17 protein-coding genes, 3 tRNA genes and 3 pseudogenes are annotated in these 20,072 nt (G+C 59.6%); 12 read left to right on the top strand and 11 right to left on the bottom strand.

Features of this window, described 5'->3' with window-relative positions:
- Positions 1-23: 23 nt before the first annotated feature.
- The 3 genes from CAURIM_RS00110 to CAURIM_RS00100 are packed head-to-tail and all read left to right on the top strand — an operon-like array spanning position 24 to position 3,921.
- Complete coding sequence (locus CAURIM_RS00110; protein WP_201828897.1) at positions 24-1,598, top strand: ABC transporter transmembrane domain-containing protein; 1,575 nt, start codon at positions 24-26, stop codon at positions 1,596-1,598.
- Positions 1,595-3,406, top strand: a complete 1,812-nt coding sequence (locus tag CAURIM_RS00105; protein ID WP_201828898.1) for an ABC transporter ATP-binding protein — start codon at positions 1,595-1,597, stop codon at positions 3,404-3,406. Before CAURIM_RS00110 ends, CAURIM_RS00105 begins: the two co-directional genes overlap by 4 nt.
- Positions 3,407-3,429: 23 nt before the next feature.
- Complete coding sequence (locus CAURIM_RS00100; RefSeq protein ID WP_070444494.1) at positions 3,430-3,921, top strand: GNAT family N-acetyltransferase; 492 nt, start codon at positions 3,430-3,432, stop codon at positions 3,919-3,921.
- 47 nt (positions 3,922-3,968) lie between these two features.
- Here the strand turns inward: CAURIM_RS00100 and CAURIM_RS00095 are convergent.
- Positions 3,969-4,041, bottom strand: a tRNA-Ala gene (locus CAURIM_RS00095).
- A gap of 170 nt (positions 4,042-4,211) precedes the next feature.
- Here CAURIM_RS00095 and CAURIM_RS00090 point away from each other — a divergent pair.
- Complete coding sequence (locus CAURIM_RS00090) at positions 4,212-5,072, top strand: polysaccharide deacetylase family protein (RefSeq protein WP_201828899.1); 861 nt, start codon at positions 4,212-4,214, stop codon at positions 5,070-5,072.
- A gap of 223 nt (positions 5,073-5,295) precedes the next feature.
- Here the strand turns inward: CAURIM_RS00090 and CAURIM_RS00085 are convergent, their stop codons facing one another.
- The gene (locus CAURIM_RS00085) at positions 5,296-5,523 is read right to left on the bottom strand and encodes a hypothetical protein (protein WP_010188127.1); all 228 of its coding nucleotides are present in this window, start codon (positions 5,521-5,523) and stop codon (positions 5,296-5,298) included.
- A gap of 242 nt (positions 5,524-5,765) precedes the next feature.
- Here CAURIM_RS00085 and CAURIM_RS00080 point away from each other — a divergent pair.
- The 4 genes and pseudogenes from CAURIM_RS00080 to CAURIM_RS00070 form a co-directional block, all read left to right on the top strand.
- Positions 5,766-5,970, top strand: a pseudogene (locus CAURIM_RS00080) (IS256-like element ISCau1 family transposase); the annotation flags it as partial.
- Positions 5,971-6,132: 162 nt separating this feature from the next.
- A complete protein-coding gene (locus CAURIM_RS00075; protein ID WP_201828605.1) occupies positions 6,133-7,446 on the top strand; it encodes an ISL3 family transposase in 1,314 nt (437 codons plus the stop codon).
- 194 nt (positions 7,447-7,640) lie between these two features.
- Positions 7,641-7,778, top strand: a pseudogene (locus tag CAURIM_RS12960) (transposase-like zinc-binding domain-containing protein); the annotation flags it as partial.
- Positions 7,767-7,898: pseudogene (locus CAURIM_RS00070) on the top strand (IS1249 family transposase); the annotation flags it as partial. The pseudogenes CAURIM_RS12960 and CAURIM_RS00070, both read left to right, overlap by 12 nt.
- Before the next feature lie 113 nt (positions 7,899-8,011).
- Here CAURIM_RS00070 and CAURIM_RS00065 read toward each other — a convergent pair.
- The 4 genes from CAURIM_RS00065 to gyrA form a co-directional block, all read right to left on the bottom strand.
- A tRNA-Ala gene (locus CAURIM_RS00065) sits at positions 8,012-8,084 on the bottom strand.
- Positions 8,085-8,093: 9 nt separating this feature from the next.
- Positions 8,094-8,170 (bottom strand) — tRNA-Ile (locus tag CAURIM_RS00060).
- An 87-nt stretch (positions 8,171-8,257) separates the two neighbouring features.
- Positions 8,258-8,605, bottom strand: coding sequence for a DUF3566 domain-containing protein (locus CAURIM_RS00055; RefSeq protein WP_070731425.1), 348 nt, complete (start codon positions 8,603-8,605; stop codon positions 8,258-8,260).
- A 3-nt stretch (positions 8,606-8,608) separates the two neighbouring features.
- Positions 8,609-11,197, bottom strand: coding sequence for a DNA gyrase subunit A (gene gyrA, locus CAURIM_RS00050; protein ID WP_070444504.1), 2,589 nt, complete (start codon positions 11,195-11,197; stop codon positions 8,609-8,611).
- A gap of 79 nt (positions 11,198-11,276) precedes the next feature.
- Here gyrA and CAURIM_RS00045 point away from each other — a divergent pair, with 79 nt between their 5' ends.
- The 4 genes from CAURIM_RS00045 to CAURIM_RS00030 are packed head-to-tail and all read left to right on the top strand — an operon-like array spanning position 11,277 to position 12,708.
- Positions 11,277-11,498: a CopG family transcriptional regulator gene (locus tag CAURIM_RS00045; protein WP_201828900.1), complete on the top strand. Its 222-nt coding sequence runs from the start codon at positions 11,277-11,279 to the stop codon at positions 11,496-11,498.
- Complete coding sequence (locus tag CAURIM_RS00040; RefSeq protein WP_201828901.1) at positions 11,495-11,755, top strand: cell filamentation protein Fic; 261 nt, start codon at positions 11,495-11,497, stop codon at positions 11,753-11,755. The genes CAURIM_RS00045 and CAURIM_RS00040 overlap by 4 nt, the downstream gene beginning before the upstream one ends.
- A gap of 49 nt (positions 11,756-11,804) precedes the next feature.
- Complete coding sequence (locus CAURIM_RS00035; protein ID WP_201828902.1) at positions 11,805-12,251, top strand: hypothetical protein; 447 nt, start codon at positions 11,805-11,807, stop codon at positions 12,249-12,251.
- A gap of 10 nt (positions 12,252-12,261) precedes the next feature.
- Positions 12,262-12,708, top strand: coding sequence for a DUF6918 family protein (locus CAURIM_RS00030; protein WP_201828903.1), 447 nt, complete (start codon positions 12,262-12,264; stop codon positions 12,706-12,708).
- Positions 12,709-12,782: 74 nt separating this feature from the next.
- Here the strand turns inward: CAURIM_RS00030 and gyrB are convergent, their stop codons facing one another.
- From gyrB to dnaA, 5 genes are all read right to left on the bottom strand, one after another.
- A complete protein-coding gene (gene gyrB, locus CAURIM_RS00025; protein ID WP_201828904.1) occupies positions 12,783-14,831 on the bottom strand; it encodes a DNA topoisomerase (ATP-hydrolyzing) subunit B in 2,049 nt (682 codons plus the stop codon).
- 130 nt (positions 14,832-14,961) lie between these two features.
- Entirely contained in the window at positions 14,962-15,504 is a 543-nt protein-coding gene (locus CAURIM_RS00020) for a DciA family protein (RefSeq protein ID WP_201828905.1), read from the bottom strand.
- Positions 15,497-16,675 (bottom strand): DNA replication/repair protein RecF, encoded by a 1,179-nt coding sequence (gene recF, locus CAURIM_RS00015; protein WP_070716771.1) that lies wholly within the window; start codon positions 16,673-16,675, stop codon positions 15,497-15,499. The genes CAURIM_RS00020 and recF overlap by 8 nt, the downstream gene beginning before the upstream one ends.
- A 5-nt stretch (positions 16,676-16,680) precedes the next feature.
- On the bottom strand, positions 16,681-17,862 hold the full coding sequence (dnaN, locus tag CAURIM_RS00010) for a DNA polymerase III subunit beta (RefSeq protein WP_070444520.1): 1,182 nt from the start codon (positions 17,860-17,862) through the stop codon (positions 16,681-16,683).
- Positions 17,863-18,440: 578 nt separating this feature from the next.
- Positions 18,441-20,072: a chromosomal replication initiator protein DnaA gene (gene dnaA, locus CAURIM_RS00005; RefSeq protein WP_070444522.1), complete on the bottom strand. Its 1,632-nt coding sequence runs from the start codon at positions 20,070-20,072 to the stop codon at positions 18,441-18,443.

Genomic DNA, 20,072 nt, shown 5'->3' with positions numbered 1-20,072 from the left:
TGTGCGCTATAGGATGAGTTCTTATGACTCACTACCCCCGCATGAGGACGTGGTCGTGGTACCTCCCCGATGAACCCCCTTCCGGGGAGGTCTCCCTCACTGAGACCACCGACTTCTCCCGGCCCGGCACCGCCACGTGGCGGCTGCTTGGTGCCCAGCGCACCGGCGTTATCGGCATCTTCGTTGCCACCCTCATCAACGCCCCGCTGGGGGCGTTAGTCTCCGTCATCATCGGCCAGACCACGCAGTATGCCTTTTCCGATCCCTCCTGGCGCACCGTAGCCCTGCCGCTTGCGGCCACGGCGATCCTCCTCTTCATCGCCTATATCTGCGAGGCCACGGCAGATGCGTTTACTGATCTGAGTCAGGCCCGCACCACGCATACGCTGCGACTGAACCTGCTGGATAAGCTGCTGGCCGCTTCTACCACAGGCATAAGCCCCGGCCGGCTACTCAACACGATGGATGAGGATTCGCACTACATTGGCCAGCTCAAGCAGATCCTCAACTTCCCACTGGTCATGGTGGGCTACCTCTTAGGCGCAGTGGTCAGCCTCGCCCCGATTTCCTGGCAGGTCTCAGCTGTACTGCTGGTTGGCGCGCTCGCCACCGCGCTAGCCTCCTGGGCTACCACGAAGCCGCTGACTAAGATTGCCGCGCGCCGCCGCCAGCTGGAGAACACCGCGTTGTCACTCGCCACGGACTTTGCGCAAGGTTCACGCGTGATTAAGGGCCTCGGCGCCAAGGAGATTTCCCGCCAACGCTTTTCCGACGCCGCCCAGGACTCCTTGGGTGCCATGCTCCGCGAGGCCAAGCTTTCCGCCCTCATGGCCTGGCTGCGCCAGATGGTTCCCGCGTCCTTTGCCGTGGGCATTCTTGCCTGGACCTCCTGGGAAACCTTCGAGGGACGCATCGCCCCCGGAGGGATGATGGCGATTACCATGCTCGTCCCGCCCGCGCTCACAGCATTAGGTGTCTCTCTGGGCCTGCTCACTGAAAACTGGGCGCGGGCTCGGGCCTCGGTGGAGCGCGTTGGCGAACTGCTCGGTCAGCTTTCTTCCAACACCACCGAGGCCGCCGGCGCGCCCATCGACCTCTCCCCCGGCTTACACGTGTGGATGCCCATCACCAACGAGGGGCGCAACACTGTGGATTCCTGGGTGCACTACCTCCATGAGCAGGGTGCCTTGTGCCCACCGCACCGCATCTCCGTGTTGGAGGGCACCCTGCAGGACAACGTCGATCCGCTCCGCACTGTCAACACCACACAGCTTCACGACGCCCTCCACGCCTCCGCCTGCGAGGATATTGTTATCCGCCTCGGTGGGCTTGGGCCCAACGGCGAGCTGCCCACCGCGCCCATTGGTGAGGCCGGCCTCAACCTCTCCGGCGGCCAGCGCCAGCGCGTCGCGCTGGCCCGCGCTCTCGCTGTGGACCCGGAAGTTCTCGTGCTGGACAACCCCACGACGGGGCTGGATTCGTTGACCCTGGCGGACGTCGCCAAGCGCGTGCGTGAGCTGCGCGCTGGCAAGATCACCGTGATCATTACATCCGCCTCCACGTGGGCAGCCAACGCCGATGAGGTGGTGGAACTATGAGCCCTGCTCACAAGACCACCAATGACAACCGCGCAGATGCCCTAGCTCCCGCCTCACCGAGGGAGTGCCTCCGTTTTCTGAAGACCCTACCCAGTGCCCCCAGCAGGCTGGGTATCGCCCTCTTCTTTGCGCTTTTTAGCATCACAGTCATCATGATGAACCTGGTCTCCCAGGTGCTCGGGCGCGTCGTCGATATCATCCAGGGCGTGGAGGTCCCCGTCCTGGGTACGGGCCGCGCAGCCATGGTGGGCGCGCTGGTTATTATCGCCGTGGGCTACCTCGTGGAGGTCACTGGCCGCACCGTGGGCCGCTACCTGGTTACCTCCACTACCCGCCGGCTCTCGGTGGATCTGCGCACCTCAGCGCTGGATTCCACCCTCGGTGCTCCCGTGCCGGCCGTCATGGAATTGGGCACCGGCAACATCATTACGCGCCTGTCCAAAGACATCGACACCGTGGTCATGACGATCTCCATGATGGGTGATCGCCTCGTACTCACACTCTTCATGCTGCCGCTGACCGCGCTCATGATGGTCTTCATCCACCCCGCCTATGCGCTGCTTTTTGTTGGCGTCGGCTGCCTGCTCTATCCCTTCATCCGCGGCACCATGCGCGATATCCCCGCCGTAGCCAACGAGGTGTCCTCGGTGGAGGCCTACCGCAACAACGTCCTGCTGGACACCATCCGTGCATTGGAGACCCTCCGCCAGTTCTCCCTGAAGGACTGGGCCCATGCACGCATGGAGCGCTATTCCTGGGACACGGTGCAGGCCTGGGGTGATAAGGTTCCGCTGATCAACCGCATCCTGGGCCAAGGCGCCCTGGCCTTTGCGGTGTTGCTCTTGGGATCGGTCCTCATGTCCGTGCCCATGGTGATGTGGGAATGGTTGACCCCCGGTGAGGCCACCGCCGCGGTGCTGCTGGTGATGCGGCTGGAGATCCACGTCTTCAACATCCTCTTCTTCGCCGGCGAGATCCAGCATTCCGTGACGTCTCTCGGCCGCGCGGTGGCGCTGGCGACCCTGGCGAACAACGCTGGCGCTCCAGACCTCAAGGACACGCCCCGGCTCACCTCCGCGCCGGCCATCACCATTGATCACCTTTCCTATTCCTATCCCGGTGGGGCGCCCGTGCTTGACGACGTCTCCCTCACCCTCACCGCCGGCACCACCACTGCCCTGGTGGGTACGTCCGGTGCGGGTAAGTCCACGCTCGCCGCCCTCGTGGCGGGCCTGCAGTACCCTTCGGCGGGGAGCATCAGCCTCGATGGCATCGATACCGCCACCGTGCCGAACACGTGGATTACCGAGCACGTCGCGCTCATTACCCAAGAGGTCCATCTCTTCTCCGGCACCTTGCGCGAGGATCTGTTGCTGGCCAAACCTGACGCCAGCGATGAGGAGCTATGGCAGGCGCTTAACACCGTGGGCTTGGATGAGCATTCGCGGTGGCTGCCTCAGGGCCTGGATACGAAGATTGGCGCCGGGAACGAGGAGATCGGTGCGGAGGCCGAGCAGCAGCTTTCTCTGGCTCGCATGATTCTGCGCCAGCCGCCGGTGCTCATCATGGATGAGGCGACTTCCGAGGCCGGTTCCGAGCACGCAGAAGTGCTCGAAGACGCCGCTAGAGCAGTCACGAAGAGCCGCACTGCGCTCGTCGTTGCCCACCGCCTGGACCAAGCCCGCGAGGCCGACCGCATCATCGTCATGGAACAGGGTCAGATCGTCGAGGATGGCACCCACACCGAGCTCATCGATCTGGGCGGGCGCTATGCCTCGGCCTATGCCCAGTGGGAGCATGGGAAGTAGGTAGTTCGGCGCCGCGTCCTACCATGGAAACTATGCATCTTCTTTCCCTCACTGAAGCTGACCGTACCTACCTGGCCCGTATTAACTTTCTCGCCGATACCTTTGGCGATGAGCACAAGGAGCTTCCTGCGGGCTTCGAGGAAGGCTTTGACTACTACCTCGGCAGTTGGGAGCCTTCCCGCGGAGGTTTCATCGCCTGGGAGGGCCACGTCCCTGCCGGTGGCGTGTGGCTGAACTGGGGAACGGCGCAACGCCATGGTTTTGGCCACGTTATTGAAGGCATCCCGGAGCTCGCCCTAGCCGTGGAACCTCGCTTCCGCAGCCAGGGAGTAGGCACCCTGCTTATCGACGCCGCCACCGAACTCGCCCGCGAGATGGGCGCCCCGGGTATCTCACTGTCGGTGGCTAAAGATAATGACCGCGCCCACCGTCTCTACCTGCACCTTGGCTTCGAGCCGGTGGGCGAAAGCGATGGCCACATCATCCTGGTCAAGCGCTTCAAGGCCGCCGAATAAGTCAACCCCCGGCAAAGCTAAAGGGCGCTCACCATGTGAGCGCCCTGTGGAGCATAGGGGAATCGAACCCCTGACCTTTGCATTGCGAACGCAACGCTCTACCAACTGAGCTAATGCCCCAATACCTGTAGAGCGTACTCCTCCCAGTAGAAGCAGCGAAATCACCCCCTGGACGGGTCTAGCAAAACCTCAGGAGTTAACTTCTTTCACTCTAGTTGCGTGTCACTAGGGATAATCCACCTTCACCGGGCAGACAATAAGGGGTCTGAAAAAGTCTGTGGAAGGTTGTCATGCGCCGAAAAAGTGTTCTTGTTCGCTCCCTCATCACCCTTGCGGCAGCCACGGCCCTGCCTGGCACCGCTACTGCGGCAGCGGAGTTTCCCGCACTCCCCCAACTCCCCGACGTCCAGAAGGACATTCAACGACTAGAACAGGACGCCTACGATGCTCTTCCCAAGGAGCTTCAGAGCAGCCCAGTCTTTGCAGGCTCCTCGCGTCCGGCTGGGAAGCCCGCGCCGACCGGCAAACAGCAGTCGCAGTCGGTTGCTGATGCCACCTGTTCCAATTGCGTGGCCATCACCTATGACGATGGCCCCGGCGAATTGACCGCTCAGCTCCTCGACACCCTGAAGGCCAAGGACGCTCACGCCAGCTTCATGGTCTTGGCTCCCAATGCCACGGCACACCCGGAACTGCTGCGCCGCATGAAGGCTGAGGGCCACACCGTGGGAAACCACACCGCATCCCACCGCGAGCTCAACAAGCTCTCCCCCAGCGACGTGGACGGCGAAATCAAGGCCGGGGCTGCCGCCATCAAGGCAGCAACGGGTGAGAACCCTCGCTGGATGCGTCCCCCGTACGGTGCCACCAACGGCACTGTAGAGGCCGCTGCAAAGGCTAACGGCCAGGCACAGGCCCTGTGGTCCGTCGACACCGTGGATTGGAAGGACCGCAACTCCGAGCACGTCTGCGAGGCCGCAGTCAACGGGGCGCAGCCCGGCTCCATCGTCCTCATGCACGACATCCACGCCACAACCATAGGCGCCGCAGACTGCGTCATCGACGGACTGCGCGCAAAGGGCCTCGAGCCTGTAAGCCTCGACCGCCTCATCCCCAATCCCCAGGAGGGAAGGCAGTACCTCACCCGCTAGTGCCCACTGCAGCCGCTCTGGGACCAAAGCAAAAACACCTTTTGCACATTTTCGCATCCATTCACCTGCGGTTTTCCCGCCGGAGGTCTCCACATGGTGTCTTTGAGGTTACGGGTCACAATGTGTGTCTGGGATCGGGGATTTTTAGGCCCTCACCTCTGAGTTAACGTCAAAAATACGTTTCAGGAGCATTTATCTAGCCTTGGGGACTCTAGCGAAGCAGCTATATTTCCTTGCCGCGATATTCGCTTTCAAGGCGACCTATAACAGGCACTAAATTAAAGGCTAAACGCTTCACTGTTAACTGTTCGCCAGCTTTACTGAGATCCTCAACTTCGTGAATTAACGAAGACAGCCAGAAAAAAGTAACTGGAAATTGTTCGCGGTCCAGTTCCGAAAGGATAGAAGCTAGACCCTTAATGAAATCTTCGTCGCCTAGATCATTATCCATTTTTATTCCTAACCGCTCTGTGGTCCATAATACTGCGAATTGGGCCCTTAACCCTGGCTTAAGGGACATTTCGTGTGGATAGATCGATGTGGATTCCCGGAACAGCCTGGGATAATGCCTTGATCTTGATTTCGAATCGGTTCCAACGGCCCGATCCGTGAAATCAACACCGGATAACACTGGGTCTGTGGTAGGTAAGCCGCAACTGGTGCGGTTAGGCCAATTCCTATGGCAACGTCCGCACCGAAGCCCCTGTACATCCACTGTAGCTAGACAGGCATCAAAACTTCGGGCGCGATGAGGAAAGCCGCATACGCGGCCTGGACGAAAGAAGAACTCAAACGGCAGGGCCACCCAGACGGGCGACCTGCCACATACGACACCCACATCGACAACGAATGGAACCCCAGCTTAGGCATAAGAAAAGGCCGGGCCGGACGCTCTTAAATCCACACGAAATGTCCCTTAAGCGGCTCTTCCGGTTTCGGGGTGCGTAGCGGGGTGAGGTAGAAAACGACGGGTTCAGCGGGTCACCACAACATGTAGGGGTCCCTGGTGTGAAGATGAAAGTTCCTACACAACCATCTAAACCCACCAGGGACCCGTACTGTGAAGCCTACTGGAAACCTCGTCGCCGACACTATCTGCCGTACCGCGGAAATCGGACTTGCCATCACCGGTGCCGCTGATACCGGAGCGTTGACCATCATTGAGGCCACGCCAGTAGCCGTTATCGGCGTGTGCCCGGACTGCGGACAGCCAGGAAAGCTGCGCGACCACACCACCCGTCGACTCGTTGATCTTCCTGTCGTTGGATTCCCCACTAGGCTGCACGTAACAGTCCCCAGATTCTTATGCACAGCCGTCTCATGTAAGAGAAAGATCTTCCAAGAATCTTTAACCTGCGCGGATGACGGCGCCAAACTCACTTATCGGGTCACCCGCTGGATCTTGCAGCGCCTTGCTATTGACCGGATGAGTGTGTCAGCTACCGCCAAAGCACTCGGTGTGGGCTGGGACCTGGTCAACCAGGTCGCACTGGATGCCTGTCGCCAGCTTGTCTACGGCGACCCCTGCCACCTAGACGGGGTTCGCGTCCTCGGAGTCGATGAACATGTATGGAAACACACCAGAAAACCAGGTCAGGCATCAAACCTGGTGACCATACTTGTTGACCTCACCCCGCTGGTGGACGGGCGTGGGCCTGCTCGTTTGTTAGACATGCGACCGGGCAGATCCGCCCACGTGCTCAGCGGGTGGCTTAAAGAGCGCGACCCCAGCTTCCGGGAGCAGATACAGGTGGTGACCATGGATGGGTTCACCGGTTATGCCACCGCAGTTGAAGAGCAACTACCACAGGCGAATAAAGTCATGGACCCTTTCCATGTGGTGCATCTGGCAGCCGACAAGCTCACCAGTTGCCGACAAAGACTCCAACGTGAGACAACCGGGCGCCGCGGACGCAAAGATGACCCGCTGTACAAGCACCGGCGCACCCTGTTGACCAGGACGAACTATCTCACCGAGCGGCAAAAGCAACGCTTAGAAATGCTGTGGGCCACCGATGACGACTACGTGGCCCTAGAAGTAACGTGGCTGCTCTACCAAGACGTGATCGCAGCGTACGCGCATCCGAAGAAATCGGAAGGCAGAAAGCTCATGGAACGCATCATCCACACCCTGCGTAAAGGACTACCAAAAGGCTTAGAAGAGCTCGCCCAACTGGGACGCACCCTGTGGCGTCGACGCAAAGATGTGCTCGCCTACTTTGATATCGGCGCATCCAACGGTCCCGTTGAGGCAATCAACGGCAGACTCGAACACCTACGCGGCATCGCCCTGGGATTCAAAAACCTCAACCACTACATCTTGCGATGCCTCATCCACTCCGGACAACTACAGGACAAAATCAACGCACTCTAAAACCGGAAGGGCCCCTTAAGCCTTAACCTGTGAGGGTTAAGGGTCAGAAAGTATGTCTGAAATCGGGGATTTCTAGGGTCTGACCTGTAGGTTCTCGCAGAATATACGCTTTGGGAGCATATATCTGGCTTTGGGACGCTAAATCCACGGTGTGGCTGCCTGCCTGTGGTAGTCGGCGGTGGTGTGGTGACCCAATGCCAAAGAATCGACCACGCTGCCACTGCGGCGGCGATACCAAACACAATGGAACGACCAGCAAAAGCACGACCCGATGGCGATGTAAAGCCTGCGGAGCCTCGGTCAACAAACGCCGGCCAGATGTCGCCAAAGTACAAACCCTGACCCACAACGAGAACCAAGCCGACCACGATACAGGACGACCAGCCCTCTACGACAACGCTATCGACACCAACTACACCTATTCAATCGGCATCCAAAAAGGCCAAATCTAGCCCCAGTGACACGCCGAGCCAGAAACACATTTGACCCTTAACCCACCTGTGACCAGTTTGGCCGAACGCGAAAGGCGCCCAGCGTTTCCGCCGGGCGCCTTCCACTTATGCTGTGGAGCATAGGAGAATCGAACTCCTGACCTTCTGCTTGCAAAGCAGATGCTCTACCAATTGAGCTAATGCCCCATTGTTCCGTGGTGGGCCTAGCTGGAATCGAACCAGCGACCTCATCGTTATCAGCGATGCGCTCTAACCGACTGAGCTATAGGCCCTTGACCGGAACGAGTAGTAACTCTACATAGGACCGGCGATCTATTACAAATCGCCTGGTCATATGTAGTTTTTCGCGGTGATAATCGCTAGTTAATCGGTTCGTCTTGCAGTCGAATCTTGAATCCACCAAAGACGTCCACGATGGCGTTGTAGATGACAGCCATCAGGGGCGCCAAGATGGTCATCAGCACAGCAATAATGGCACCAAACAGTGCGGCCGCAGAGACGACCAACCCGAAGGAAACCTCAAAGCCGCCGCCGACACCGCCGACGAGGCTATTGAAGGAATCCCAGATGCCTGCCTGGTCAAGGCCGACGTACAACAAGCACACGGCGATGAGCCAGGCCACGAGGCCGACGAGGGACATGGCCAAGCCAACGCGGAACGCCGACATGGGCGAAATCCGGGCGAGGTGAAGCTCTCGTCCAATCATGGGTTACTCCTCGTCCTTATCGGCATCCTTGCTGTCAGCTTCGTCCTGCTGGGAGTCTTCGCCAGACTTGAGGTGCTCAGGCTTGACGTCTTCCACGGACTTCTCACCCTTGGCTACTGCCTGGGCGTCTTCCTCACCATCGTCCTCAACGTTGCGGTCGATGGCCAGCAGCTCGACGTCATCAGCCAGGTTAACCAGGCGAACGCCCATAGTGGCGCGGGAGCTCGGACGGATCTGGTTGACCTCGGTGCGGACAACGCCACCGGCAGAGGTAATGGCGAAGATCTCGTCGTCTTCGTCGACGGAGATGGCCGCAATGAGCTTGCCGCGCTTCGGGGTGTACTTGAAGGTCATCACGCCGAGGCCACCGCGGCCCTGCGGGGTGTACTCCTCAATCGCGGTGCGCTTGCCGTAACCGCCGGAGGTGGCAACCAGGAGGAACTGGCCGTCGTTGACAACAGACATGGACAGCAGCTGGTCATCGCCGCGGAAACGCATGCCCTTCACGCCGGCGGTAGCGCGGCCCATCGGGCGGAGCTGGTCGTCGTCGGCAGTAAAGCGGATGGCCTGACCCTGCTCAGAGGTAAGCAGGATGTCATCGCCCTCGTTGACCAGCTGAGCGCCGATCAGCGCATCGCCCTCGTTGAGGTTGATGGCGATGAGACCGGCGGAACGCGCGGACTCGTAGTCGGTGAGGCGGGACTTCTTCACGCGGCCTTGCTGGGTAGCAAGGACCAGGTACGGAGCGTCCTCGTAGGACTGAATCTGGATGACCTGGGCGATCTTCTCCTCCGGCTGGAACTCCAGCAGGTTGGCCACGTGCTGACCGCGGGCGGTGCGTCCAGCTTCCGGGAGCTCGTAGGCCTTGAGGCGGTAGACGCGGCCGAAGTTGGTGAAGAACAGGATCCAGTCGTGCGTGGAGCAGACGAAGAAGTTCTTCACAATATCGTCCTGCTTGAGCTCCGCGCCGCGCACGCCCTTGCCGCCACGCTTCTGTGCCTTGTAGGCATCCACCTTGGTGCGCTTGGCGTAGCCGGTAGCGGTGATGGTGACCACGACGTTCTCGCGGGCGATGAGGTCCTCATCGGAAACGTCTCCGGAGGCAGCGACAATCTGGGTGCGACGCTCATCGCCGTATTTCTCGACGATTTCCTCCAGCTCATCGTGGACGATCTGACGCTGACGCTCGTCGCGAGCGAGGATGTCCTTGAGGTCTGCGATGATCTCTTCGATCTCCGCCAACTCATCAATAATCTTCTGACGCTCCAGAGCGGCCAGGCGACGCAGACGCATGGCCAGGATGGCATCGGCCTGGATCTCGTCGACGCCGAGAAGCTGCATCAGGCCCTCGCGTGCCTCATCCACCGTCGGGGAACGGCGGATGAGCGCGATGACCTCATCGAGCATGTCAAGCGCCTTGACCAGACCGCGCAAGATGTGGGCGCGCTTCTCGGCCTCATCGAGGCGGAACTGGGTCCGGCGGACGATGACCTCAATCTGGTGAGCCACGTAGTAGCTCAGCATTTGGTCCAGGCGCAGGGTGCGCGGCACGCCATCCACGATGGAAAGCATGTTAGCGCCGAAGGAGGTCTGCAGCTGGGAGTGCTTGTACAGGTTATTAAGGACAACGCGGGCTACGGCGTCACGCTTGAGGGTGACCACGATGCGCATGCCCACACGGTCGGAGGATTCATCCTCAATCTTGGCGATTCCGGCGATCTTGCCGTTGACCACAGACTCCGCAATATTGGAGATCATGTTGTCCGGGTTGACCTGGTAAGGCAGCTCAGTGATAACGATGGTCTGGCGGTTGCCCACCTCCTCAATGGAGGTCACGCCGCGCATGCGGATGGAGCCGCGGCCGGTGGTGTAGGCATCCTTGATGCCCTGATCACCGACAATGAGGCCCGCAGTCGGGAAATCTGGGCCCTTGACGCGTTCCATGCAGGCGGCCAAGGCTTCTTCCTCAGAAGCATTCGGGTTATCCAGCAACCAGTAAATGGCTTCCGCCAACTCGTTGAGGTTGTGCGGCGGGATATTGGTGGCCATACCGACGGCGATACCGCCGGAGCCGTTCATCAACAGGTTCGGAACGCGGGAGGGCAGGATAGTCGGCTCCTGCGTCTTGCCGTCATAGTTCGGGGCGAAGTCGACGGTATTTTCGCGGATATCGCGCACCATCTCCATGGCCAGGGGCGTCATACGGCACTCGGTATAACGCATAGCTGCCGGGCCGTCATTACCGCGGGAGCCGAAGTTACCCTGGCCGTCGACCAGCGGGTAGCGCATGTTCCACGGCTGGGCCAAGCGCACGAGGGTGTCATAAATAGCGGAGTCACCGTGCGGGTGGAACTGACCCATCGTGTCCGAGACCGGGCGGGCGGACTTTACATAGCCGCGGTCCGGGCGGTAGCCGGAGTCATACATGGCGTAGAGGATGCGGCGGTGAACCGGCTTGAGACCGTCACGCACCTCCGGCAGGGCACGACCGACAATGACGGACATGGCGTAGTCGATGTAGCTCGACTCCATTTCCTCATTGATGTCAATTGGTTGGATGCGATCGAAAAGATCACCGTTATTGTCACTCATAACGCCCAATCCTACCGTTTAGGGCCGTATAAGGCCGTTTGTGGCACGGCTGTGGTATCACAGTGATACCATTCGCGCTATGGCTATGACACTGCGCCTGACCCCGGAACAAGACCACGCGCTGACCCTGCTGGCCTCCGCGCAAGGAACCTCCAAGCACGAGACGGTGGTCCGCGCCATCGTTGCGGCAGCAGCACGAACCCTCTCGGATGCTGCCGTGCAGGACACCGCGCGCCGGCTGCTGCCCGGGCGTTCAGAATTAGAAGCGGAGATCCGCCAAGCCCGGGGAGAGCGTCAATGAGCGCAGAACAGCTGCTCCTCGCCGCACGGGAGTTCTGCCAAACCTATCGGGTGCGGGTTATAAACTTTGCCGCCTTGGCCGCCGCGGCGGCAGCGAGCACGGCCACCGTCGAGGGAATTGCCGTTCATGGCAGCCGCTCTGCGGCGGCAGAATCACTAGAAACAGTCTTGCGCGCGGTCCCCGCTCTGAGTGGAAAGAACGAAGAATTCGCGCGATTTTGCACGGAGGTCTATCTTTCTGTTGCAGAAGTTATGTAAGTTAAACATGATAAAGAAGTCTCTATTCCCTTGTAGAAAGGAATCCCCTATGCCTTCGAAGTCTTTGAAGAAGCTCCTTGCCGCTGGTGTCGTTGCCACTACCCTCGCCACTGCCGCGACGCCGGCTGCGGGTGCTAAGACTGCTGACAATGACTGGCAAAACAACAAGAACCCCAAATTCCAGCAGGGCGAAGCCGGCTCCTCCCTCACCGGTTCCACGCCGATCGACATGACGCTCATCATCGGCGGTAGCATCGCCGCAGCAGCAGCACTGCTCAAGTTGGTAGTGGATAATGTCCCGGCACTGCGCGCCCAGGTGGACGAGTTTGCCGCCCAAATCGGGATGGCCGGCTCCTCCGGTTCTTCCGAGAACAACCGCCTCTACGAAGGTGGCCTCGACTTTGACCTCGAGCGCCTGGCCCGCACCAATGGTTTCCCGGAGATTGCTGACCAGATCGCCGCGCTCAAGGCAGGCTCCAGCGCACCAGCACAGTAAGCTCGCTTGTATGACAAACCTCACCCAGCTTCTCCAATCCCCTACCCGCAACGCCGTGGTGGCGGACTTGGCCACGGCCGCCGATGACACCGTCTCTTCGCTTTCCGGCATTTCCGGAATGGCCTTCAAGGGCGCTCTAGCCGCCGCAAAGAAGGCAGATTCTAAGGTCTTATCCAAGGGAATCAACCAGATGCTCCCGGAGCTGCTCAACAGCCTGGATTCCTACTGGAAGGAATTCGAAGGCTCTGAGCAGTCTGACTTCGGCACCTACCTGGACGGACGCAGCGCTGAGGTTACAGAGGTCATCTTGACTACTGCGGACAAAGCCGCTGAGGACGTAAAGGCTCCTGGCATCGCTCGCACCTACAAGTCCCTGCGCGGCAAAGCCTCCTCCATCTTGGAGCCCAATGTTGCGACCATCGGCCGCGTTCTGCAACGCCACATGGGCACTGTCTAAGAGCCCGCGCTTGACGACGAAAAAAGACCAGCACCTCATATGAGGTGCTGGTCTTTGCGGGTTTTACCTAGCGCTTAGACGTCAAGGAAGCGGACGTCCTTCGCGCGGCGGGTAATGAAGGAGCGGCGAGCAGACACGTCATCACCCATGAGGATAGAGAAGAGCTCGTCGGCGCGCTGTGCATCCTCCAAGTCCACGCGACGGAGCACGCGGGTGGTCGGATCCAGGGTGGTCTCCCACAGCTCGGCGGCGTTCATCTCACCCAGACCCTTGTAGCGCTGGATACCGTCATCCTTGTTGATCTTGCGTCCCTGCTCCAGGCCCTCGGCAAGCAGCTTGTCACGCTCGGCATCGGAGAAGGCGTAGCCCGGCTGGCCCTTCGCCCACTTCAACTTGTACAGCGGCGGATTAGCCAGGAAGACGTGGCCATCCTCCACCAGCTGCGGCATGAAACGGAAGAGCAGAGTCAACAGAAGCGTGGCGATGTGCTGGCCGTCCACGTCGGCATCGGCCATGAGCACAATCTTGTCGTAGCGCAGCTTGGAAATATCAAACTCTTCGTGGATGCCGGTACCCAGGGCGGTAATGATGGCCTGGACCTCAGCGTTCTTCAGAACCTTGTCCATGCGGGCTTTTTCCACGTTGAGGATCTTGCCGCGCAGCGGCAGGATGGCCTGGAACATGGAATCGCGGCCGCCCTTAGCGGAACCGCCTGCGGAGTCACCCTCCACGATATAAAGCTCAGTGCGCTTCGAGTCCTTGGAGCGGCAATCCGCTAGCTTGCCCGGCAGGCCGCCGAGGTCACCGGCAGACTTACGGCGCACGAGCTCACGAGCCTTGCGTGCGGCCACACGGGCGTGCGCGGAGGACACGGCCTTATTGATGATGACCTTTGCCTCAGCCGGGTTGGCGTCGAACCAATCATTGAGGTGCTCATTGACGGAACGCTGGACAAAGCCACGAATTTCCGAGTTACCAAGCTTGGTCTTGGTCTGACCCTCGAACTGTGGGTCCGCCACCTTGACGGAAATAACGGCAGCAAGGCCTTCACGGCAGTCATCGCCGGAAAGGTTGCCATCCTTTTCCTTGAGGAGCTTGTGCTCCTTAGCGTAGCGGTTCATCAGGGAGGTCAGCGCAGCGCGGAAGCCTTCCTCGTGCGTACCACCCTCATGGGTGTTGATGGTGTTGGCAAAGGTGTGGACGGATTCCTTGTAGCCCTGGTTCCACTGCAGTGCGATTTCGACCTCGTGGTCCTCACCCTTGACGTCGAAGGCAACGATGGTGGGGTGAATGGCGGTCTTGGTCTTGTTGAGGTGCTCAACATAGTCCTGCAGGCCGTTCGGATAGTGATAAATAACTTCCTTGTTCTTCTTGGAAGTCTTCTCCTCGCTATCCTCGCCGTCCTTGTCGGACTTTTCCTTCTCATCGAGGGAGCTCAGGCTCACGGCGGAGTCGCCGGCTTCGGCGATCTCCTCTAGCTCGGCCTGTTCTTTGGAGATAGCGCGCTCGTCACGCAGCACAATGGTCAGGCCCTTGTTCAGGAAGGCCATCTCCTGCAGGCGGCGAGCGATCGTTTCGTACTTGAACTCGACGGTTTCGAAAATTTCCGGGTCCGGCCAGAAGCGAATGGTGGTTCCGGTGCCGCGAGCATTATCGCCTTCGACAAGCTCATCGGGGATGGCATTGTTGAAGTTCTGGTACCAGTGCTTGCCATCGCGCTTGATGTCCGCCTCCACACGGGTGGACAAAGCGTTGACCACAGAGATACCCACGCCGTGCAGACCACCGGACACGGCATAAGATTCAGAGTCGAACTTACCGCCGGCATGCAGCTGGGTCATGACCACCTGGACGGTGGGAACGCCAGAGGCGTGCATCTCCACCGGGATACCACGGCCGTTATCGATGACCTCGATGCCGCCATCCTCACGGAGGGTGACGATGACCTTGTCGGCATAACCTGCCATCGCCTCATCGACGGAGTTGTCAACGATCTCCCAAATCAGGTGGTGCAGGCCACGGGCACCGGTGGAGCCGATGTACATACCGGGGCGCTTACGGACGGCCTCGAGGCCCTCCAGAATTGTGATTGACCCCGCATCATATGCGTGTTGTTCAGCCACGGATTCGTGTTCTCCTTTTGGCTAGAGCTAAATCTAAGACTCTAGCCATTCTACACTGTGTCCCCCCACGCAAGGGCACTGCACGCCCGTGAGAGCCCCAAATTTGCGTGAATTTCGCGGTCGCCGAAAATCAGCCGTAGGTATCTTGCGAACCCTGCGGCTTGACCCATTGGCGGCCCTCGTAATTCCGGTGCTGCTTAGGACCCTGAATGTGCAGCTTAACCACCACGTCTGGGCCCAGGCGATCCGCAATCTTTTGCAAGATGGGACGCTGCAGGTAGCGCAACTCGGTAGCCCAGCTGGAGGAATCACACGCCACGTAGACAACCTGCTCTTTGATGTTGAGCGGTTGCGTATGCGCAGCAATGCGCTCGCCGACGAGGTTTTCCCAATTGCCCATGACCCAGCCATGGGCCAATTCGTGTTCCCAGCCGCGCTTGCCAATCTCTCGTTGGATCTGCGCGCCGAGGCTAGGGATCTCGAGGCTCCGTCGCCTGCGACGGCCATCGGGACCGCTCGGCCGACCACGCTGATAGGGCTTTGGCTGCTTCTCTGAAGATGTCTGGGCTAAGTTCATTTTGGGCGCCGGCTTATTGAGCTTCGGCGGATTTTTGGAATTGTTCCGCGTGCGCTCAAAAAGCGCCTTAACCGGATCAAAGTCTGGTTCAGTCATCCTCGTCACCGCCCGCCGTATACGGAGCGATCTCGGAGATTCGGCCCTCGTCGGTATCGCGGACCGTGACCGTAAAACGTTCGATGGGCTGCAAGTTGCCGGGCAGATCCTCATCCACAGCTGCGGTGATGAGCACCTGTTCCGCACCTGCCGCGAGGTGAACGAGCTTTTCGCGGCGTTTGGCGTCCAGCTCAGCGAAGACATCATCGAGGATGAGGATCGGATCAGTGCCGTCCTGGCGCAACAAGTTGAACTCCGCCAACCGCAGGGAGATGGCATAGGACCAGGTCTCGCCGTGGCTGGCAAAGCCCTTGGCAGGGCTCGCTCCTAGATTAAGCAGCAGGTCATCGCGGTGCGGGCCAACAAGCGAGATACCGCGTTCGATCTCGCGCTGGCGCTTGCTAGCGAGTTCGGTGAGCATCATGGCCTCGATGACCTCAGGATCAGAAATATCCACCGTGGACTTGTACTCAATATTCGCCGGCCGCGATTCCGGGGCAAGCCCGGCATAGGCGGCGGGGATGAGCTCGCGGAGTTCGTCGACAAGCGCAAGGCGTGCCTGAATCACCTGCGCACCGAGGGAAGACAGCTGTGTATCCCACACGTCGAGAGTCGCCAGCGCCGAGGCACCATCACTGTCGCTGTAGCCGCGGCGCAAGCTTGGCGACGCCGACTTCAACAACGCATTCCGCTGCTTGAGCACCTTGTCATAATCGGCCTTCACACCAGCCAAACGCGGCGTGCGCGAGGCAATGATGTCATCCAGATACTGGCGGCGCGCTGCCGGTTCGCCGCGTACGAGCGATAAATCCTCGGGGGAAAACAACACGGTTTTCACCACGCCTAGTAGCTCACGCGGGGATTTCAGGCGCGTACGGTTGATCTGCGCCTGGTTGGCCGCGTGGGGTTTGATCAGTAGGTGCGCAGTGAGCTCTCTGCCCTGGTTCACCGCCGTGGCAGAGATACGAGCATTGTGTGCGCCCTGGCGCACGAGGGGGGCATCGTGGGCCACACGGTGTGAGGATAGATGCGCGGTATACCCGATGGCCTCGACGATATTGGTCTTGCCGAAACCGTTGCGGCCGACAAACAAGGTAATTCCCGGTTTCAGCCTGAGGGTGAGCTCGGGCCAGGAGCGGAAGTCCCTGACATCGAGATCGCGAATATACATATGGCCTAGCCTGGCAAGCGCACTGGCATCAAGAGGTAGGTGAAATCAGTCTCCGGGGTCGGGAAAGAGCCGTCTTCGTTGGCTACCGGCAGCTCTTCCGGTTCCGGAATCATGATTGCCGGGCGCGAAGGTTCGGTGAAGCCAAAGACCACGCGGTCCGTGTGAACCACAGCCAAACCATCCTTGAGGTAGGACGGGTTGAAGGCAATAACAAAATCCTCACGGCCGTTGAAGGCGCACGGCAAGGTCTCGCTTGCACGACCAGAGTCCGCACCGGCCGCCAAGGTCACCTCACCTTCGCTGAACTCCATGCGGATCTGAGCGTTGCGATCCGTCAACAGCGAGACGCGTCGAATCGCTTCCTGGAGCGGAGCAACCTCAATGCTGGCCATGGCGCTGTGGGTCTTGGGCAGCAGCGGTGCCACGTTGGGGAAATCCGCGTCCAACATGCGGGTCGTGGTCTCGCGGTTATCCGCATGCAGGCCAAAAAGGCCTTCCGCAGCGATGTTGTCACCAGTGCCCACGGCAATTTCTACCGGGATGTTGAGGTGCGTGTCCAAGGAGCGGCCAGTCTCCTGCAGCGTCTTGGCCGGGACAAGAAGCTTGGCCTGGACATCAGGAGATACCGGCTCCCACTCGAAGGTGCGCATGGCCAGGCGGAAACGGTCCGTCGCCGTCATTTCCACGTGGGAACCATTGATGTCGATGTGCACACCAGTGAGCATCGGCAGGGTGTCATCCTTGCCGGCAGCCGCAACGACCTGGCTGATGGCCTCCACGAAGAGCTGCGGGTTAATGGTGCCGGTGACCTCCGGCAAAACAGGGAGCTGAGGGTAATCATCCAGCGGAATGAGCGGCAGCTCGAAACGGGAGGAACCACAGGTCAACAGAACTTTGTTGTCTTCCTGGGTCATCTCGATTTCCTTGTTGGGCAAGGAAGCAACGATGTCAGAAAGCAACTTACCGGCCACGGCGATGCGTCCCGGCTCATCCACCATGCCGGCGATACGCACACGGGTGGAAACTTCGTAGTCGAAGCCGGTGAATTCCAAACCATTGTCATCCGCGGTGATCAGCATGGCGCGCAGTACCGGCTGGGTGACCTTCGAGGGAAGGCTGCGCGCGACCCACGCTACGGCGTTGGCGAGGTCATCTTTGGCAACGCGAAATGACACGGACTGCTCCATGGTGGTGAGACGCTCCTCTAGTTGCGGATGGAAGATTCTTGCAAGCTCACTCCAACTTACAGGATCGGCGCCGAAGCACAGGATTTTGTCATTTACCGTCTGTGCTTCTCGATGAGGGCGTGCGGTCAGGCCGGGCGCCAACGAATCACACACATCCTTTTTCTTCTTAGTTAGGGAGAAAACAAAATAGGAGTAGTAATAAGCGCTGTGGGATCTGTGGACAACCTAGCAAAAGCCAAGCTCTGAGCCGCGAATCGATCTGTGAGTCAGGGTGTGGGATCACTGTGATCAAATGACAAGAAATGTGAGTAACTGGGTCGGGGTCAAAGTTATCCACAATCCATCCCCAGATCTATCCCTGCTGATCACAGGGTTAACCACAAGGGCGATGTGCCCTCTGATCTGCTGTGGAAGAAGAAAATGTGACAAGGATCTACAAATTACAACAATGGAATTACACAGCTGTGAATAACGGTGTGGATAACTTTTTGGCGGATCGCAAAGACGCCCCTGCCCACACCCGCGGGGGAGGTTACTGCGGGGAAGGTGGGAGGGGCGTCGCCAAGCGTTGCGTGGTGCTAACGCTGGTTGTGATTCTTCACGCGCTGGGTCAGCGCCTGGATCTCGTCGTAGGTATTCCGGTTCTCAGTCATCTCCTTACGGATTTTGCGGTCCGCATAGATGACGGTGGTGTGGTCCTTGCCGCCGAACTGGTCACCAATCTTTGGCAGGGAGAGCTCAGTGAGTTCGCGACACAGATACATCGCTAGCTGACGGGCGTGAGCCACGGCGCGTTTCTTACCAGAACCGCGCAAGGTATCCACGTCGATGTTGAAGTAATCCGCGGTCACCTCGATGATGGCTGCCGCGGTGATTTGGCGATCTGCAGAATCCGGGGCCAGATCGTGCAGAGCAATCTCCGCCATCTCCAAACTGATCGGCTCGTTGACCAGAGAGGAATAGGCAGAAACGCGGATGAGCGCACCTTCGAGCTCGCGGATCGAAGATTCAAAGCGAGAGGCGATGAGCTCGAGAACCGAGCGATCGACGTCTGTGCCGTCCGCGGAGGCCTTCTTCATGAGGATAGCGATGCGCGTCTCTAGGTCTGGCGGCTGAATATCCGTAATCAATCCGCCCTCGAAGCGCGTGCGGAGGCGATCTTCCAGTGTGGTCAGCTGCTTCGGTGGACGGTCGGAGGACAAAATGATCTGTTTGTTGGCCTGGTGCAGCGCATTGAAGGTGTGGAAGAACTCCTCCTGGGTGGACTCTTTGCCTTCTAGGAACTGGATGTCATCGACCATGAGGATGTCCAGGTTGCGGTAGCGGCGCTTGAAGGATTCCTGGCGGTCATCACGCAGGGAGTTGATGTAGTCGTTGGTGAATTCCTCCGAGGACACGTATTTCACGCGCAGTCCCGGGTGCAGGACCTGGGCGTAGTTGCCGGCTGCGTGCAGCAGGTGCGTTTTGCCGAGGCCGGAACCGCCCCAAATAAAGAGTGGGTTATAGGCGCGCGCGGGGTTTTCCGCGACGGCCACGGCGGCGCCGTTAGCAAAGCGGTTGGAGGAACCGATGACGAAGTTCTCAAAGGTGTGCTTCGGATTGAGAGACTTTTCTCGGTTCGGGTTGTGCGCTGGCTCCTCCCGCGGGATCCGTGCCCCGGCTGCTTCGGGGTAGCCACTGGGTGCGGTGCTTTGTTGCTCGCTGTAGTGTTGCGCCAATTCATCGAGGCTGGCTGGGGAATGCGCAGTCTCCCATGAGCGCGGCTGATGGTGGCTTGGTGTTTCTGGCTGGGAGGTTGGAGCGGGCGGTGTGGGCTGCTGGAAAGCCTGCGCCTGGTGCCCCATGCCGTGCTCGGGAGCCTCGGTTTGGATAGGGCGTTGAGGTGCGGGTGCTGGAGGCTCTTCCTGTGGTGCCGGCTGCGGGGGTGCCGCAATGGTCACGGCCAAAGAACAGGGGCGACCCATGTGCTGCGATAGAGCGCGGGTGATGTATTCCCCTAGTTCAGTTTCGATGACAGTTTTGGCGTTCTCGTGTGGCGCGGCGATCAACGCATAGCCATCACCGATCATGATGGGCTCGACGAGTTGGAGGTTGAGGCGCTGGCTATGGGAGAAGTTGGGGACATCCGAGCTTGGTTGCTCGGACTGAGCCAGCAAATCACTGACCACAGCTTTCCAGCTGGCCCGGAGGGCTGCTTGCGGATCGGACAC

It is taken from the genome of Corynebacterium aurimucosum, assembly GCF_030408555.1.
Taxonomy (GTDB): Bacteria; Actinomycetota; Actinomycetes; order Mycobacteriales; family Mycobacteriaceae; genus Corynebacterium; species Corynebacterium aurimucosum.
This window is presented reverse-complemented; position numbering and strand designations above follow the sequence as displayed.

What these genes read in the sequence shown, in the direction of transcription:
- CAURIM_RS00085 (WP_010188127.1), bottom strand. Translation starts at nt 5,523, where the DNA reads ATGGATAATGATCTAGGCGACGAAGATTTCATTAAGGGTCTAGCTTCT.
- dnaN (WP_070444520.1), bottom strand. Translation starts at nt 17,862, where the DNA reads ATGGAGCAGTCCGTGTCATTTCGCGTTGCCAAAGATGACCTCGCCAAC.
- CAURIM_RS00105 (WP_201828898.1), top strand. Translation starts at nt 1,595, where the DNA reads ATGAGCCCTGCTCACAAGACCACCAATGACAACCGCGCAGATGCCCTA.
- CAURIM_RS00110 (WP_201828897.1), top strand. Translation starts at nt 24, where the DNA reads ATGACTCACTACCCCCGCATGAGGACGTGGTCGTGGTACCTCCCCGAT.
- CAURIM_RS00035 (WP_201828902.1), top strand. Translation starts at nt 11,805, where the DNA reads ATGCCTTCGAAGTCTTTGAAGAAGCTCCTTGCCGCTGGTGTCGTTGCC.
- CAURIM_RS00100 (WP_070444494.1), top strand. Translation starts at nt 3,430, where the DNA reads ATGGAAACTATGCATCTTCTTTCCCTCACTGAAGCTGACCGTACCTAC.
- CAURIM_RS00030 (WP_201828903.1), top strand. Translation starts at nt 12,262, where the DNA reads ATGACAAACCTCACCCAGCTTCTCCAATCCCCTACCCGCAACGCCGTG.
- CAURIM_RS00055 (WP_070731425.1), bottom strand. Translation starts at nt 8,605, where the DNA reads ATGATTGGACGAGAGCTTCACCTCGCCCGGATTTCGCCCATGTCGGCG.
- gyrA (WP_070444504.1), bottom strand. Translation starts at nt 11,197, where the DNA reads ATGAGTGACAATAACGGTGATCTTTTCGATCGCATCCAACCAATTGAC.
- CAURIM_RS00020 (WP_201828905.1), bottom strand. Translation starts at nt 15,504, where the DNA reads ATGACTGAACCAGACTTTGATCCGGTTAAGGCGCTTTTTGAGCGCACG.
- CAURIM_RS00090 (WP_201828899.1), top strand. Translation starts at nt 4,212, where the DNA reads ATGCGCCGAAAAAGTGTTCTTGTTCGCTCCCTCATCACCCTTGCGGCA.
- CAURIM_RS00045 (WP_201828900.1), top strand. Translation starts at nt 11,277, where the DNA reads ATGGCTATGACACTGCGCCTGACCCCGGAACAAGACCACGCGCTGACC.
- CAURIM_RS00040 (WP_201828901.1), top strand. Translation starts at nt 11,495, where the DNA reads ATGAGCGCAGAACAGCTGCTCCTCGCCGCACGGGAGTTCTGCCAAACC.
- recF (WP_070716771.1), bottom strand. Translation starts at nt 16,675, where the DNA reads ATGTATATTCGCGATCTCGATGTCAGGGACTTCCGCTCCTGGCCCGAG.